Source organism: Bradyrhizobium stylosanthis (genome assembly GCF_001641335.1).
Classification (GTDB): Bacteria; Pseudomonadota; Alphaproteobacteria; order Rhizobiales; family Xanthobacteraceae; genus Bradyrhizobium; species Bradyrhizobium stylosanthis.
This window is the reverse complement of sequence record NZ_LVEM01000003.1, coordinates 1,431,011-1,446,733: the sequence shown is the minus strand read 5'-3', so window position 1 is coordinate 1,446,733 and position 15,723 is coordinate 1,431,011. Positions and strand designations below refer to the sequence as shown.

Sequence of the window (15,723 nt, the reverse complement as noted above, 5' to 3'; positions counted from 1 at the left end):
GACGGCTAGCCCGGCACTTCGACCCGGCGAACGATGTCAAGTAGAGCCGGTAAGTCTTCATGTTCTATTCCAGTCTCTCCCGCGCGATCATTGCCGACCAATCGCGCCCCCCAAGGGGCCGAAGAAGGCACGTCGCAGTTCGATGCTTGGCTCCGTCCACACGTCAGCGCCCCGCGGGCAAAGCTTGAGTGCCGCCGTTTCCGCATCCTCCAACCTCGCGTGCTTCGACGCAAAGGCCCATTTACCCGGCTTGGGCGTGCGCGCGTATTTGTGTACGTGGAACATGCGCCATCTCCGCAGTAAAATTAGCGCTTCGTTCTCGCCGTCCGCAACCTATGACAACTGGTAGTCAGCTCACCCCTTTGTTGTCGACGGACTGTTCATGCGCGCTTCAATCCCCGTGATCTTGGAATCCTCGCACATGTCAACTTTTGCAGGCCCTTGATCGTGACCGGGCGGAACACGACGCGCGCCGGACGGGGCGTCCATTGGCTGGGGTGGCCCTCCGCCCGCACAAGTTCATAGTTCAGCCACCCGCTGCTAGTCCGGCCGGTGCACTCCACGTCTCCCGCCAAACGTCGGCGTTTTTCTCAGAGCCTGACTCAAAATTGCATTGTTGCTTTTATCGCTGCGATGCGCCTTGTCATGAGTTGGACAGAGGCGAGGTAGAGCCAGGCAGTTGCGCTTTCGATGGTTCGCTCGAAGTCCTTGGCCAATCTGCGGTTGCGGCCGAGCCAGGCGAAGGTTCGTTCGACCGCCCAGCGGCGCGGAAGCACCTCGAAGCCCTGTGCGGCATCGGAGCGCTTGATGATCTCGACAGTCCACCGGCCGATCTTTTCCAGCACCGCCTTGAGCTTTTCGCCGGCATAGCCGCCATCGGCAAAGATATGGCGCAGCCAGGGGAAGCGGTCGCGAATGCTGCACAGACATCTGGCGCGCCATAGCTCCATTTCGGGCGCCGCCCGCGCTTGGCCCGCACAGGAAGCAACCTCTCCAGCACGCCCCATTCCGCATCCGTCAAGTCGCTTGGCAAACGCAGCTCCTCTCGGACAAACTGTGCCCGGGTGATATCAGTCCACATTCTCGATGCCTTTGATGCTTCGCAACACCGATGGAATAAGAACTCGCTGATATCACTCAACTTATTTTTCGGTCGGGCACTCAGCGTAGCCGATGAAAGTTTCGCCGTGCCGCCGGATGGTAGGCTCGGTCATGTTGAGCCGCAGCGCTAGGCCTTCTTTGAGGGCATCACGTTTGGCAACATCCGCGCGGCGGCGATAGAGCTTTGGGTTACCAAACTCGCATGGGCCGTCAGCGGCGTGCTGGAACCAACTCGCGCCGCGAAAGCAGTTCTAGCACGACGAGTTTTCGATGCGCAGCCGCAGCCACCACGAAATGAAGAAGTTTCACCGCACCTTCGAGAAGTAGGCGAACGACGCAGGCAACGTGCAAGACAAAATGCATGACACGACCGACTTCATGACTGAGGGCCATCGGTCTACGTTGCAAACCATCGTCGTGCGTTCGAACCACGACCACCACTTTGGACGCGTGGCTGAACACGGCGAAGAATGAGCGCGACCCGGAGAACGCGCGCTATTACTAGCTCCTCAGCATCAGATCTTGAAGGCCATCGAAGACGGGGACCGGGACTTCAATACAGTGTGATGCACACAGCAATGACAGTAGAAATATTAGCTGGTTCCAAGTTGTGCCCGCCACAATCGAGCGTAAGCACCTTCAGCTGCCAGCAGATCAGGATGCGTTCCTTCCGCAACAACCCGTCCATTGTCCAAGACCACGATCTTGTCGGCCTCGCAAATGGTGCTCAGTCGATGAGAGATGGCGATGATGATCTTACCGGCCCGACGCAATTCCTCAACCGCCCCTACGACAAGCGCCTCGGCGACCGAATCGAGAGAGGAGGTCGCCTCGTCGAGGATCAGGATTTCCGGGTCCCGGTACAGGGCGCGAGCCAGGGCTAGACGCTGCTTCTCGCCGCCGGACAGGCGTACGCCGTTCTCGCCCAGATAGGCCTGGAAGCCACCGGGCCAGCGGTCGACCACCGATCGCAGCCCTATTTGATCGCAGATCTTCACGATCTTCTCGATGTCCGGCTCAGACTCACCAAGGGCGATGTTATCGATCACCGAGCCGGAGAACACGTCGACCGACTGCGGTACCGCAGCGACAATTTTACGCAGGGATTCAGTCGAGAAGTCCTGGAGGTCATGCGGGCCGATCCGGATACATCCACGCTCAAGCGGATAGAGATTCTGCACCAGCGCTGCAAGGGAGCTCTTGCCGGAGCCGCTTTTCCCCACCACGGCCGTCATCTCGCCTCGGCGGAAGGTGATGCTGAGATCCTGGAAAAGCTCAGGCTGCGCGCCATGGCGAAACGTGACGTTCTCCAGGCAGATATCGCCAAGTTCGGACTTGGTGGCATCGATGCTGCCACCGCTTGCCGGCTCCAGGTCGAAGATCTCGAACAGGCGATCCGCGGCGATAAACGCATCCTGAGCGATCCGATTGGTTTGGATCAGGCTGGCAACCGGCCGGGTAATATAGCCAAGCAGCGTATAGCAGGACAGTAGTTCGCCGGGCGTGACGCTCTGATCGAGGACAAGCGTCGTACCGAACCACATAAGCACGACGGTGAATAGGCTTGAGAGGAGGGTTGAGGCATTGTCTCCGAAGACCGAGATAAGGCCGGCGCTATAGACGGAGTGTAGCATCTTGATGAAGCGGGTCTCCATCTTAAGATTGGCCAGGCTCTCTATACCGAATGTCTTGATCGTGGAGACCGCTCCTAGTGATTCAACCAATTGCGCTTCCAGATCGGCGGCATTTTCCATAATGGTGCGCTGGCGCTTCCTATTCAGCCAATTGATGGTCCAATAGACCGCCAAGTATAGTGGGATAGAGGTCGCCACGACCAAGGCGATCTTCCACGAGTAGACGAACATCAGCCCGAACGAGAACAGTATCACGAGCACGTTAACCACCATGGTGATCGAGACTTCGTTCAGGAAGCTTCTGATCCTCATTGCGTCGTTCATACGGGAGACGATTTCACCTATACGCATGCTGTCGAAAAACTTCTGGGGCAGGCCCAGGACGTGATTGTAATAACCGAGGATCAAGCAGACATCGATCTTCTGTCCCGTTTGCAGGAGAAGCCGATTTCTGACGAGATTGATCAGAGTCTGCGGCAGCAGGATCAGCAACATGGCGACACTCATCAGGTTGAGTAGGTTGTGGTTGCCCGCTGCGATCACATGATCGACGATCTTCTGGACGTAGATAGCCGTCGAGAGGCCAAGGATCGTCGTCACCAGTGACCCGATGAGAGCCTGCGCCATCAGCTCCCTATGTGGCGCAAGCAGACGGGCGAAGCGGACGAAGGACGAGGTGGTCTCGTCGCGGCGCTGGAATATGTCTGCCGGAACCAAAAGCACTAAGACGCCAGTCCATTGCATCTTAAATTCTTGGTGCGACAACTTGCGGATTTCGCCATAGGCCGGGTCCATGACGATGATCGACCGGCGGTCGATCGCCTGTATGACGACGAAGTGGTGTAGGACCTCCTTAACGACTAAATGCGCGATGGCGGGCTTGGGAATCTTGTAAAGGCTGTCGAACCCACCCTTCACCCCTTTGGCGATGAAGCCTAGCTGTTGAGCCGCTTGCATGAGGCCCGACACCGTGGTGCCGGAGCGGCCGGTCGACGCATACTGGCGGATGCGTGACAATGGCAGCTTGTAGCCATAGAAAGCTGCGACGGAAGCAAGACTGGCGGCTCCGCAATCCGTGGCGTCGCGCTGTTTGTACTTGATGACGTTACGCGACATTGACGCTCACTCTTTCTGAAGAGGAAGAATTAACCGCCTGCAAGGAGCGGATTGAGCCAATCGTCGACCTCATTGTAGAAGAGTTGGAGGAGGCTGCGGTCGGCCACGAGGAAGCGGGCTCGCACAGTCATGCCTTTTTTCAACTGACCGATGACCCCGTTCTTGAGCGTGAGATGACTGGCAGAGAGCGCGCAGCGGACCTTAAAGATCGGGTTTTTATCGTGGAGGGTGAAGTCCTGGGCCACGTTGAGCACTGTCGCCTCTAGAACGCCCCATTGATTGTAGTTGAAGGCATCCACCTGGAGCCGCACTGACTGGCCGGTTCGCACGAAGCCAATGTCGTTGGGGGAGACGTAGATCTCTGCCACCAGTTCGCCATCCGGCGAGACGCGAGCGACAGTTTGCCCCGCCTGGACGTAGCCACCAGGGGTGAGGCCGGAGAATTGCTCTAGAGCACCGGACACGGGAGCTCGAATCCGGGTCAGATCTCGTTCGTTCTCGAGCTGATGCAAGCTGGCAGTGAGTTCCTTCAAGCGCAGGTTCGTGTCGAAGAGCTGTTGGTTCCACTCGGCGGCTTTGCGACGGGCGAGGATCTCGCCTTTGACCTCAATGCTCTGGAGAGCGAAAGCCCGTTCGTCGACCACCTTTGCGGGCGCTGCAGCAACGGAGAGCAGCCGCTTGGCGCGCTCGAGTTCTGCCGCGGCGTTACTGCGGGCATATTCATTCTCCCGCAGCAGGTTCAGAAAATGCAGCCGCTCGGCCGTGGCGGACTCGGTCAGCAGCTGGATCGGGTCCTTGGCTTCTGTTCCGGAGGAGATTAGGGTCTCGAGGTCACGGGCTAGATCGCCCTTGGCGCGAATTTCGCCTGTAACTGCTCTGAGCTTCTCCTCAACCACCGCGGCATCGAGGGTGAGGATCTCTTGCCCCAGGGCAACCACATCGTTCTCAACGGCAAGGATACGCGAAATGCGCCCTGAGACGGGCGCGATCAGGGGAGTCTTCTCGATGGTGGGACGAATGGTGCCGGCGCTTTGAACAGAGACCGTTACGGTAATGAGTGGCAACGCCAGCAATGCGGCGACTACAGAAAGCACAATGATCTTGTAAATGAGAAAAGATCGTCCTGATTGCCGGGAGAGGATGCTCTCGGCCGTATAGCTCACAATTTCAGGAGGAAGTAAGATGTTGGTCATTGTTCGATTATGTCACAAGGTTTGCGATCGTTAATTTGGTAGCGAAACTGCCAGTCTGCACCATGCGACGTCAGGCGGTTGCGCATCTAACTCGCTTCAGATGCAAGTGCGGCGGATGACAGCTGCCACGCAGCCATAGCCGCGAGTGCAGTTGCGAGAACTACTCCCTCCGAAAGGTTCAGATGCTTCTTCAACTGTTAATTCAGCCACATCTCAGGCTTCGAGGCTCCCCTCTTTCCAGATGGTAAGCACCATCAGCGATGCCGATCGGCGGGCTTCGGCCTCCGCCGCCGGTCGAGATTAGTCATCTTTTGGTCGCGAGCAAGATCGGCCTTCGCGCGAATCTGACCTCTACGAGGGCATAAGAATAAGCCTGCCAGCGAACGCGAGTTACGATCGCGTCTCTGGCAGGCTCGTAGTCAGTTTACATCAAACCTCTGTCCCCGGCGGGGGGCAGGGGATTGGCTCAATGGTGATACCGCCACCCGGCGACGGCTTAAAAATGATACATTTGTCGCCTCCCGAAGTTGAACATGCTTCTTCGAGAGTCAGTTCAGTTACATCATAGTCGGACATGTCGCTTTTCATTTCTTGACTCCTTTTCCATGAGGACGGTCAGCGACCGCTGCCGTCACGAATGACGTCTTCAATGTTCGTGCCAGTTGCACAGGGGAAATCCAAAAGCCGGTCTTTTATTTTGTTCAGTGACTTGGCTGAGCGCGTGGTAGCAAACTCTGAATGATCGTGTTGCGAACGCGACAAATCGACAAAGATAACGCCAAAACGACATATCTCGCACGGCCCGATTGCTCACCGGTTGTCGTGCTATAAGGACCGAGCAGTTCGGACAACATCCTTGCTCATCCCAAGGCGCTCGGCAGGCGAGAAGTGGGAGTTATCATTCGCCGAACTGAAGAGTTGGCGCGGCGCCCCTTCCATCCAAAGCTCGGATTCTTTGTCGATCGCGTCCCGAACAAATTGCCGCAGGGCCGGCAAGCCGGACTGCAAGTCGCGCAGTTTATGAAGCAACAGATCCGCATGGAGCATGCGGGAATGGAGGTCGTCCGGCAGACCGCGTGGTTCTCATTGAAGATACCAGAGAGCTTCAATGTAAAGCGCCGAACCTCGTTGCGCTGCGCACCCGGGACGGCGTGGTCTCTCTATCAGATCTTGTCCGCGCCTCGCTGCGACTACGGCCTGATCGCATTCCGATCGGGGAGGTACGCGGAGCCGAAGCTCTCGACCTCCTGAAGGCCTGGGGGACAGGGTCGCGGTTGTCGGTAGGTTGAACAATGCTCTGCGCCGTCTCGGATCCGGCTGGGCGGTGTTTGTGGAGGCGCAGCGCCATACAGCGGGCGCGTACCCCCCGAACAATTTCCCGACTTAGCATCCGCTCTGGTCGACGCCGAGCGAAAGGCACAATTTGAAGAGGAGGGCGCTCACTACGAGTCGAGCTACTATCTGACTTTCCTCTATCTACCGCCAGCTGAGAGCAACGCGGCCACAGAACGCCTGCTCTATGAGGGCGGCCAGCGGACGGTTGGCGAAGATTCGCGCGAGACGCTGAGCGGATTTCTCGATCGCACCGATCACGTTCTCAAGCTTGTGGAAGGGTTCATGCCGGAATGCGGCTGGCTCGATGGCGAGGCCACCCTAACCTACCTGCATCCCACCATCTCGACTAAACAGCACCGGGTCCGTGTGCCCGAGATTCCCATGTATCTCGATGCCTTGCTCGCCGATCAGCCGCTAACCGGCGGGCTCGGGCCGATGCTGGGTGAAGCCCACATCCGCGTTCTGACCGTGGTCGGATTTCCAAGCGCTACGACGCCTGGAATTCTGGACGATCTGAACCGCTTGACGTTCCCCATATCGCTGGTCGACCCGGGCCATCATGCTCGATAAGGCCGACGCGACAAGGCTCCTCACAAAAATCCGGCGTCAGTGGTTTGCCAAGCGCAAGTCGATCGCGGCGATACTGAAAGAGGTGATGACCAACTAGGCGTCGGCTCTTCTTGATACCGATGCGAACAATAAGGCGATCGATGCTGATGCGGCCCTTCAGGAATTGGGCTCGGATCAGATCGGAGAAGCCTTTGTCACTGCTACCGTTACGGTCTGGGATATCAATCCGCGCGCCGCCGACGAAAAGCTGCGTCTGGTCGAAAAGGTGATCCAGGGCCCCGATTTCACCTGCATGACGGAAACCGTCAATGCGGTCGAGGCCTGACTCGGCAGCCTGCCCGGACACGTCTACGCCAATGTCCGCCAGCCGCCGATTTCGACGCTTAATCTGGCTCATATGGTCCCACTATCTGCCGTATGGGCTGGGGAGGTGAGGGACCATCACTTCAAGGCGCCGCCGCTGTTCTTTGGGAAGGCTGAGGGATCAACCCCGTTTCGGTTTCGCTGCATGTCGGGGACGTCGGGCACACTCTTATTTTAGGGCCGACCGGCGCCGGTAAGTCCGTTCTCCCGGCGATGATGGCCTTGCAGTTCCGCCGCTATCCTGGGGCACAGATCTTCGCCTTCGACTTTGGCGCCTCGATCAGGGCGGCGGCCATCGCAATGAGCGGCGACTGGCATGATCTTGGCGGTGCGGTCGCCGGAGAATCGTCCGAATCTGTTGCGCTGCAACCGCTCGCCAAAATCCATGAGGTCTCCGAACGTGGTTGGGCGGCCGACTGGATTGCCTCGATTCTGTCCCGCGAGCGGGTCGAGGTCACGCCCGAGGTCAGAGAGCACATTTGGTCCGCGCTCACGTCCCTCGCTTCGGCGCCCGCTCCTGAGCGCACTCTCACGGGACTATCGGTGCTCGTTCAGTCCAATATGGTGAAGCGGGCGCTACAGCCCTATTGCCTTGGCGGTCCATATGATCGCTTGCTCGATGCTGAAAGCGAACACCTCGGCGGCTCCTCCGTCCAGGTGTTTGAGACCGATGGGCTGATCGGGACCGCTGCTGCCCCTGCCGTCCTTTCCTATCTGTTTCATCGAAATGAGGACCGCTTTGACGGCCGACCGACCCTGCTCGTCATTGATGAGGGTTGGCTCGCCCTCGATGACGCCCATTTTGCCGGGCAACTCCGCGAATGGCTTAAGACACTTCGCAAGAAGAACGCCTCGGTTGTCTTTGCGCCCCCAGTCGCTTGCGGACATTGACGGCTCACCCATTGCGCCCGCGATCATCGGAAGCTGTCCGACCCGAATCCTGCTGCCAAACGACCGCGCCATCGAGCCGCAGATAACGGCAATTTATCGTCGCTTTGGGCTCAATGACCGGCAGATCGAGATTCTTGCTCGCGCAACACCGAAGCGCGACTACTACTGCCAGTCCCGGCGGGGCAATCGCCTGTTCGACTGGGCCTCGGCGAGGTTGCGCTCGCTTTCACAGCCAGCTCCTCGAAGGCCGATCAAGGCTTTTTGACCAAGTCCTAGCCGAGCACGGCCGGGAGAATTTCGTGACGGGTTGGAAGGCGCGCGAGCTCGCCTGGGTCTGCGACCTTATTCCGCAACTTGCAACGGCAGGGAGCCTCTGATGCGACGTCTAACTCAGCTCTTAACGGCGGGCTTGTTTGCTGCTGCCATTCTCCAAGTGCCAGGAGAGGCCAGCGCACAGTGGATCGTATTCGATCCGCAAAATGTGTTGACCGCAGCCCGCGAATTGCAACAGATGAACAACCAGATCACATTGCTGCAAAACCAGGCGCTGATGTTGATCAACCAAGCCAAAAATCTGGCAAGTCTGCCATATTCTTCGTTGCAACAGCTAGAGCAGCCGATCCAGCGTACCCAGCAGTTGCTCGGCCAAGCGCAACGCATCGCCTATGATGTGCAGCAGATTGACCACGCGTTCTCATCCGCCTACGCACCGGCTTCTTCGAGCCAGCCGGCCCAGGCGCTGATCGCAAATGCGCAAACACGCTGGCAGAACGCTGTGGCTGGCCGGCCTACAGGACGTCATGCGCGTGCAGGCGACCGTGGTCGGCAATCTCGGCGCCAACCGTGCCCAGATGTCGGCCCTCGTAAGTGCGAGCCAGGGCGCCAGCGGTGCGCTGCAGGCAAGCCAAGCCGGCAATCAGTTGCGCTTCAAAACCAGCAGCTCGCGGATCTCACCGCGGCAATCGCCGCGCAGGGGCGTGCTCAGACTTTGGAGCAGGCACAACGAGCGGCTGCCCAGGATCAGGGCAGAGAGCAGCTCAGGCGGTTCCTGACGCAGGGACAAGGCTACCAGTCCACAGCTGTGCAGATGTTTCACCGATGTCGAAGAACACAATCGAACGAATTCCGGATGATATTGGCGGTGACGCTTGCTGTCCTGGTTGTTGTGGCTTGCGCAATCAGGCTGCGCGGCGACCAAGATGATGCTTTGTCCGAAGCGTCTATCGCGCAAGGGTCGGCTGACCCGACTGCCGCAAAGCTTGAGCAATGTCGGTCCGTCCAATACGAGCAGAAAGATGCTCTGGTCGCGTGCCGGATGCTCTGGGACGAGAAGCGCCACGACTTCTTCGGCTCTCGCCGCGGATCCCTAGGCTGGTATTAGCGAAACTAATCGCGACGCATCTTCGCCTTTGCGCGGCAAGGATGAGAGCCGTCTGCCGTCCCCCTATCCCTCCATTCCCGACAATGACGAGTGAACGATGAGCGGTACTGGCGTCATCGACCAATTCCTGGAGACCTTTACCCGATATATCGACTCCGGCTTCGGGCTGACGGGAGGCGAAGTCGGATACCTCGCGACCACGTTAGCGGCGATCGACATCGCGCTCGCCGGCCTGTTCTGGTCCTGGGCGCGGATGAAGAGATCATCGCCCGACTTGCCAAAAAAACCATGTTCGTCGGTGTGTTCGCATACCTCATCGGCAACTGGAATAGCCTGGCACGGATCGTATTCGAGAGCTTCGCCGGACTTGGATTGAAAGCGTCCGGAGCCGGCCTTTCCTCAGTGGACTTTTTCAGGCCAGGAAAGATCGCTCAGGTCGGTCTGGATGCCGGTCGACCGATCCTTGAATCGATCTCGGGCCTCATGGGCTATGTCAGCTTCTTCGAAAACTTCGTTCAGATCACGGTCCTGTTGTTCGCCTGGATCGTGGTGCTGCTCGCCTTCTTCATCCTGGCAATCCAGCTGTTCGTCACCCTGATAGCGGCCGCAGGAGAGTCCACACCCACGGCAAGAATGAGCGCATGCTTGGGAGTATTTAAAGTCATTTCATTCGCTCGTTTCGACCAGAATATCACCCCTCAAGCATCCTGAATGCCCCCGTTCGCTCTTGCCGCGACCGTGCCGGACACCTTGCTGATTAAAAGAGAAAGGCAAGAAGCGGTCGCCGACCGCTGTGCCGAATCGACCGGAGCTTCCTTTAGCCGTATGAACAGATGTTCTGCCATGTCTAGGATGTCTAGCAGGAGTTCAGGTCGCAGCCCGTTAAGTGACACCGCAGCGGACCTATTGAGAGGAGCGCATTGTGCAGGTCTTGAGGAAAGCAGACTTCAAGTGTCCGCGCTGCTGTCCCGCCCTATCGAGGCTGCAGATATCGCTTCTCCGACGTGTCCAGTTCATCATATCTCAATAATTCGAATATCTCAGTGAGCGGTGCGATATGAGATGCAATGATCGCAACGCTTTCTTGGGCTACGATGGCGTCGCAGACACTGCGCATTGCAGCTGCTGCAGCTTGCATGGAGTGATTGGCCCAAACGACCGTGGAGATGTGCGCGTATCGATAGGCGGAGACTGGTGTTCGGTAGTATGCCGTCGGAACGATCACAACAGGAAGCCTGCTCTCCCACGCGGTGGCGAACGGAAGTACCTCGTCCGCGCTACTCTTTCGTGAGTGAATTAGGACAGCATCCGCCCGCGTCGGCATAAGCGTGGGCACGAACGATAGCTTCGTTCAGGCCGTGACCCGGCGATCAGCGCTTCGGTCCTGGCGACGAGAATAATAGTTTCGCCGCGACATCCTTCACAGCCCGCAGACGGCCGAAGAACTCATCGATAACGGCGAGCGGATGCCGCTCTCCAATGAGCGAGTTCAGCTTCGGAAAGCAGCTGTCCTCGAGGCAGACGCCCGCCGCTCCAGCCTGACGAAGCTTGCGAGCGAGAAAGGCGCGCATTGTTGAAATTGCCGAAGCAGCTATCCCCGTCAACGAGCACGGGCAGCTCAGTAGAGTCAACAATGCGTTCGACGCTCCCGACGAGCTGGCTCCATGACGCTTCGTTGGCATCCCGAAAGCCGAGCGAGCTGGCAATCGACAAACTGGCCGCCCAGAGCCCCTTGAAGCCAGATCGCTCGGCGTTTCGAGCCGATAGGCCATCATGCGCCTCCATCAGAAACGAGAGCTCACCGTTCGAGCAGATCTCGGCGCGAAGCTCTTCGACCGGCGACCGCCGCGTGGCTTGATGGTTTGCGGCGAGCCGATGGGCTTGTGCCTGGTACGGCATGTACAAATCTTGAAAAGCCGAGCTTTGATTGACGCAAAGTCGCTGTTCATATCCGTGTGTGTTGACAGCGCTCAATGACCAGCTTTGGTAGTTTATCTGGACGTAAAGGGCTTGCATGATTGCCACGTATTGACGTGAAATCAAGTCATCCTAGGTCATGAGCGTTGATCGCCACTCTGGCGCGACGAGAAGCAAGTGAAGGGGTGATATCCGCTTCACACAGATTTGACTTACACATTGAGCCTACGATTGTCGTAATGCTGTTGTTGCGTTTACGACAGATAGCGAGAGCTCTTCGATATGGCCCGCTTGAGATGGCAGGCTCGCGAGAGTAAAGTCACCAGTTCCGACGAACTTGCTCTGATTCGGCTTGAGTTCGCCTGGGCGAGTGAATGGTATGGCATTTGCTGATGCCGTTCCTGTTCTCTCAAGCCCAGGAGAAGGTCATGTCGGATGTCGATGAGAGAGTGGTTGTGCTATCGCAGCGGGAAGTAGAGTGTTTGCGATGGGTCGAGAACGGGAAATCATCTTGGGCAATCGGGGTCATCCTGAACGTCAGCGATAACACCGTCAACTTTCATATCAAGAATGCGATGCGAAAGCTCGATGCGAGCACCCGGACCCAGGCCGTCGTCAAAGCGCGACGGTTGAGCCTTATATAAGCCGCGGCTTGCGGGGGCGCCAATAAGCCCATGGATTGCTGTGGCGAAAATGCTAAGCGTTCCGCGCTAGCAGCTGTAACTCGATGAAAAAGGCGCCGGTACGATGAACATCGCGTGCTTGCAGGTCGTCGCTTATCGCAATGGCAAGGCCCAACGCTGACGAGCGAGCCCGCGGGGGCCGTCGGCGTAACATGCTCTCCAAAAAGCTGGATGGTGAGCAGGGCCCCGATGTCTGTTCCCTACTGGTCGCGTATGAGTCACCGGGGGAAGTCCGGGGATCGGAGCGGCGCAAGTCCCGAGGTCTTGGCCAGCCAAAAGCGGCCTGCACAGCGTGTGGCGAAAATGACCGTCGGCAGTCCCATTTCCAAGCGCGCTGCTAGTAGACGTTTCCGGAATGCCATAGCTTGCACTTTTAACCGAGTTCAGGCGGCTCTGAGGAAGCATTGACAGACTAGCGAGCGCTCTTCGCGGGCCACCATGCGGTGCTCGAGTTTTAGGACATTCGGTGCGACGTGTGCCGTGCATTCAGCCGGATTACCACCGCAGCACGCGAAAGTTCTTCGCGTCATCGGAATCTTTGTTGTTCGAATATCGGAGCGAAATCCCGATAGAAAGCGACGGGATCGGAGCCGCATGGTTTTTGCCGTTGCTCTTGATGGCCAACAAACTCGTAGATCACACATGTTCACTATGGAGGTGCCAAAGTGGCAATGGGTATTGTGCAGTGGTTCAACTCGTCCAAGGGTTACGGATTCATCAGGCCCGAGGATGGTCGCGCCGATGTCTTTGTGCACTTGAGCGCGGTAGCAAAGGCCGGTTACACCGCTCTGAAAGAGGGAGCTCGGGTAAGTTATGAGCTCAAGGAGGGGCGACTCCCGCATTGATGCCGCGCAAAAGCAGAGCCGGGGCGGATTTCTTGTGCGAACGGCTGGAAGGACGGCAGGTATGCCGGAATTTTGAGAAATTGTTGGGTGCTTACGTCGTTACAACAATATGCGGATCGTCGCTCGTCCGAGCACTGCCGGCATGTTTGACACTGAATCCTGTTTGGCAGTCATTCCGCGGGAGCCTTACCTGGTCCGATTTCCGTTTCATCGTCGCTCTTGATGGCCATGACTGGCGGCGAGCAGGCTCCCCTCTTCCATGAATCAAATTTCGGAACATGGTCCGTTGCGGGCCTAAACCGGCCAAGGGAGTGAGTACGTCTTCAGCTGCGTGAATCCGCGCATCGCCTCGAGAACGCCCTCCTTATAGTCGAGCCCAGATTGCTTGATCCCCCCCGAAGGGCGTCATTTCGGTCCGATAACCGGGGACTTCCCATACGTTCACGTTTCCTACGTCGAGACCATTGATCAGTCTGGGGACATGATCAATCCTGTTCGAGCAAACTGCTGCGGAAAGTCCAAACTTGGTCGCGTTTCGCGATTGATATGATCTGGTCGATCTCGTTTGGGCAACGGATGATTGGCAGCACGGGGCCGAATGTTTCTTCGACAACAAGTTCGGAGGTCGCTCGAACATGATCCAGGAGCGTAGGTGGATAAATTGCGCCGAGAGGCCGACTGCCGAGTAAGCAGACCGCACGATCATCGATCGCGCCGGCAACACGTCGAGCGATAAGTTGAGCGGCCTCTTGGCTGATCACGTCCCGACGTCCACGAAGGAGTCGCTGGGGTCGCCGGTCATGAGCTGCCGCATATAATGGAGCGCACGGTCCGTAAAATCGTCCGCGATAGTTTCGGCTGCTAAAGCGCGCTTGACGGCTGTGCATCGTTGCCCCGAATTCTTGATTGCACCTTGGACAGCCAAATGCGCGGCCCGTTCGGGATCAGCATCCTCAAGAACGATGATTGGGTCGTTCTCTCCGAGCTCGAGTATGAGCTTTCCGGTATCCGGCTCGTTCGGCAATGTATCGCCCGACGCAAACTGACCCTGTAGATGTTACCAGCTCCGCGTCCGGGTGGTGAACATAGCAGCTTCCAGCAACTCCGGAGTTCCTGTGAGTGTTGAGAGCATCTCCTCTGGCAGCCCCTGGTCAAACAGGATCCTGCCAAGCGCCAGGGCAGTTAGTGGAGCTCGCTCGGACGGGTTTAGTACCACGCGGTTGTTTGTCGCAATGGCCGGAGCGAGTTTATGGCTGACAATATTGAATGGAGTGATTGCCGAGATCATACCGACAAGAGGCCTACGCATGGAAAAGATGCCTCGCTTGTGAGGCGTTGTGTCGACGTCGCATGGACAAATCTCGCCCTCGCTCTGAATCATTGCGTTGGCAGCAAAAGACCAGACGTCATATGCGCGTTTGGTTTCATGCAGCGCGTCTTTCAGGCAGAGACCAGTCTCCGACGTAATGAGCCGAGCAAGGTGATCTTGATCCCGTCTTACCGCGTTTGCGGTCCCGGAGGAGAATATCTGTCCGTTCGCGTCGGGTCAGCTGGGGGCGAGTGCGCGCCGCTGCCTGAAACGCTCAGGACATGTTCCGGTCGTGCCTGCGACACTTTGCCTACCAGCATCCCCGTGAAAGGATTCCTCACTTCGATCATCAGGTTCAAATGGGAAGGCGAACCTGCTATGAGCATCGGATGATAGTCTTGGTGTATATCAGGCATGGGATAGCTCAAGCAGGATGCAACGTTGAGATTGCCGGATTGTGCCGCGGCTTCGTGGGCGACAGATGCACTGGCCGGCAGCCATGCCGTCGGAGCGGTTCTTCGATGGTAAGTCGCTTTGGATGCGACTGCCAATGCAGACAAGGCGCAGGACCGCAAGTCTGGAATAAGGTGGCTTCGTGCACCATATCCGTCTACCCTGCCGTAGCTGGCTTGCGGGTGTGGAGCGCTCGCTGGAATGTGGTCTTGTTCTAAAGGGGCGAATATCGGGAGGTGACGCGGGGAAGCGGTGAGGAATGCTGCCGATTGACCTTGCAAACTACGAAGTGAGGCCCACGCGTCCTCAGGCATTGCTGCGTGACAGCTATGACATGATCTGACCGTTTACAAAGGGCGGTCGCGCGATACCCGCAGGCTGAGGCGACGGCGTCGGGAGATGATGTTCGCGAGGTCGAGAGCTGACCACCTGTAGAAATATAGCCCTCGTTGTTCAGCGCCACGTGGATCAGATTGTTTGGGCGTCCGTAGCCGATGGTCGAGAGAGCGCCCATGTGTATTAGGGCGCTGCCATCTCCATCCAGTGGCAGGATCGATTTCGCGGGCGCTGCAAGCGCGAGCCCGCCGCGACTGCGCCACAATGTCCCAGGGCGCCCTGGACATAGAAATTCAGTGGAGCATCCCGGACCCGGAACAGCTCACGAGAGATAAATCTGGACGTAGAAACAATGAGGGCATCTGAATCGATCCGCTTGCAAATCGTCTCGATGACGTCTCCGACACTGAGGTGCTATCGGTTATGCTTGCGGTCGTTTTACTGCGTTGCCACTGGATAACTGCGCACTCCGAAAAAGCAGCGCAAACGGCGCGCCTTTGCGAAATAATTCGTCGCTGCGCGCGATTGCGTGATCTACTCCGGAACCAGTGCCATCGAAGTCGCACCACTCAATAGAGAGCAGTCTAGGACGGCCG

Annotated in this window: 8 protein-coding genes and 7 pseudogenes; 7 read left to right on the top strand and 8 right to left on the bottom strand. The window is 57.7% G+C overall.

Annotated features, from left to right (window positions below; all coding sequences use genetic code 11):
- Positions 1 to 602 precede the first annotated feature (602 nt).
- The 3 genes and pseudogenes from A7X65_RS40905 to A7X65_RS26320 form a co-directional block, all read right to left on the bottom strand.
- A pseudogene (locus A7X65_RS40905) lies at positions 603 to 926 on the bottom strand (transposase); the annotation flags it as partial.
- 768 nt (positions 927 to 1,694) lie between these two features.
- Positions 1,695 to 3,851, bottom strand: coding sequence for a peptidase domain-containing ABC transporter (locus A7X65_RS26325; RefSeq protein WP_063690555.1), 2,157 nt, complete (start codon positions 3,849 to 3,851; stop codon positions 1,695 to 1,697).
- 29 nt (positions 3,852 to 3,880) lie between these two features.
- Complete coding sequence (locus tag A7X65_RS26320; protein ID WP_082885060.1) at positions 3,881 to 5,044, bottom strand: HlyD family secretion protein; 1,164 nt, start codon at positions 5,042 to 5,044, stop codon at positions 3,881 to 3,883.
- Positions 5,045 to 6,108: 1,064 nt separating this feature from the next.
- Between A7X65_RS26320 and A7X65_RS26310 the strand changes: the two are divergent.
- The 5 genes and pseudogenes from A7X65_RS26310 to A7X65_RS26295 all read left to right on the top strand — a co-directional run.
- A pseudogene (locus tag A7X65_RS26310) lies at positions 6,109 to 6,330 on the top strand (ATPase, T2SS/T4P/T4SS family); the annotation flags it as partial.
- Positions 6,312 to 8,580, top strand: a pseudogene (gene trbE / locus A7X65_RS26305) (conjugal transfer protein TrbE); the annotation flags it as partial. The pseudogenes A7X65_RS26310 and trbE, both read left to right, overlap by 19 nt.
- Positions 8,580 to 9,299, top strand: a pseudogene (trbJ, locus tag A7X65_RS26300) (P-type conjugative transfer protein TrbJ); the annotation flags it as partial. The pseudogenes trbE and trbJ, both read left to right, overlap by 1 nt.
- Complete coding sequence (trbK-alt, locus tag A7X65_RS42795; RefSeq protein ID WP_186467773.1) at positions 9,291 to 9,584, top strand: putative entry exclusion protein TrbK-alt; 294 nt, start codon at positions 9,291 to 9,293, stop codon at positions 9,582 to 9,584. The pseudogene trbJ and the gene trbK-alt, both read left to right, overlap by 9 nt.
- 97 nt (positions 9,585 to 9,681) lie before the next feature.
- Positions 9,682 to 10,184: pseudogene (locus A7X65_RS26295) on the top strand (type IV secretion system protein); the annotation flags it as partial.
- A gap of 373 nt (positions 10,185 to 10,557) precedes the next feature.
- Here the strand turns inward: A7X65_RS26295 and A7X65_RS26290 are convergent.
- Positions 10,558 to 11,369 (bottom strand): annotated as a pseudogene (locus A7X65_RS26290) (isocitrate lyase/phosphoenolpyruvate mutase family protein).
- 560 nt (positions 11,370 to 11,929) lie between these two features.
- On the opposite strand from A7X65_RS26290, the gene A7X65_RS26285 reads away from it, so the two are divergent.
- Positions 11,930 to 12,145, top strand: coding sequence for a helix-turn-helix domain-containing protein (locus A7X65_RS26285; protein WP_063690842.1), 216 nt, complete (start codon positions 11,930 to 11,932; stop codon positions 12,143 to 12,145).
- A gap of 704 nt (positions 12,146 to 12,849) precedes the next feature.
- Positions 12,850 to 13,029 carry a cold-shock protein gene (locus A7X65_RS26280; protein ID WP_063690549.1) on the top strand — a complete coding sequence of 60 codons (180 nt, stop codon included), beginning with the start codon at positions 12,850 to 12,852 and terminating at the stop codon, positions 13,027 to 13,029.
- Between the two features lie 364 nt (positions 13,030 to 13,393).
- Here the strand turns inward: A7X65_RS26280 and A7X65_RS43620 are convergent, their stop codons facing one another.
- The 4 genes and pseudogenes from A7X65_RS43620 to A7X65_RS43910 form a co-directional block, all read right to left on the bottom strand.
- Complete coding sequence (locus A7X65_RS43620) at positions 13,394 to 13,519, bottom strand: hypothetical protein (RefSeq protein ID WP_283806178.1); 126 nt, start codon at positions 13,517 to 13,519, stop codon at positions 13,394 to 13,396.
- Positions 13,515 to 13,790: an aldehyde dehydrogenase family protein gene (locus tag A7X65_RS43335; protein WP_245323853.1), complete on the bottom strand. Its 276-nt coding sequence runs from the start codon at positions 13,788 to 13,790 to the stop codon at positions 13,515 to 13,517. The genes A7X65_RS43620 and A7X65_RS43335 overlap by 5 nt, the downstream gene beginning before the upstream one ends.
- Positions 13,787 to 14,497 (bottom strand): annotated as a pseudogene (locus tag A7X65_RS43915) (aldehyde dehydrogenase family protein). Before A7X65_RS43915 ends, A7X65_RS43335 begins: the two are co-directional and overlap by 4 nt.
- A gap of 508 nt (positions 14,498 to 15,005) precedes the next feature.
- Positions 15,006 to 15,392 carry a thiamine pyrophosphate-dependent enzyme gene (locus A7X65_RS43910; RefSeq protein WP_082885058.1) on the bottom strand — a complete coding sequence of 129 codons (387 nt, stop codon included), beginning with the start codon at positions 15,390 to 15,392 and terminating at the stop codon, positions 15,006 to 15,008.
- Between the last annotated feature and the right edge of the window lie 331 nt (positions 15,393 to 15,723).

Excerpts from the sequence above, each read along its gene's own strand:
- A7X65_RS26285 (WP_063690842.1), top strand. The coding sequence starts at position 11,930 with ATGTCGGATGTCGATGAGAGAGTGGTTGTGCTATCGCAGCGGGAAGTA.
- A7X65_RS26320 (WP_082885060.1), bottom strand. The coding sequence starts at position 5,044 with ATGACCAACATCTTACTTCCTCCTGAAATTGTGAGCTATACGGCCGAG.
- trbK-alt (WP_186467773.1), top strand. The coding sequence starts at position 9,291 with ATGTTTCACCGATGTCGAAGAACACAATCGAACGAATTCCGGATGATA.
- A7X65_RS26325 (WP_063690555.1), bottom strand. The coding sequence starts at position 3,851 with ATGTCGCGTAACGTCATCAAGTACAAACAGCGCGACGCCACGGATTGC.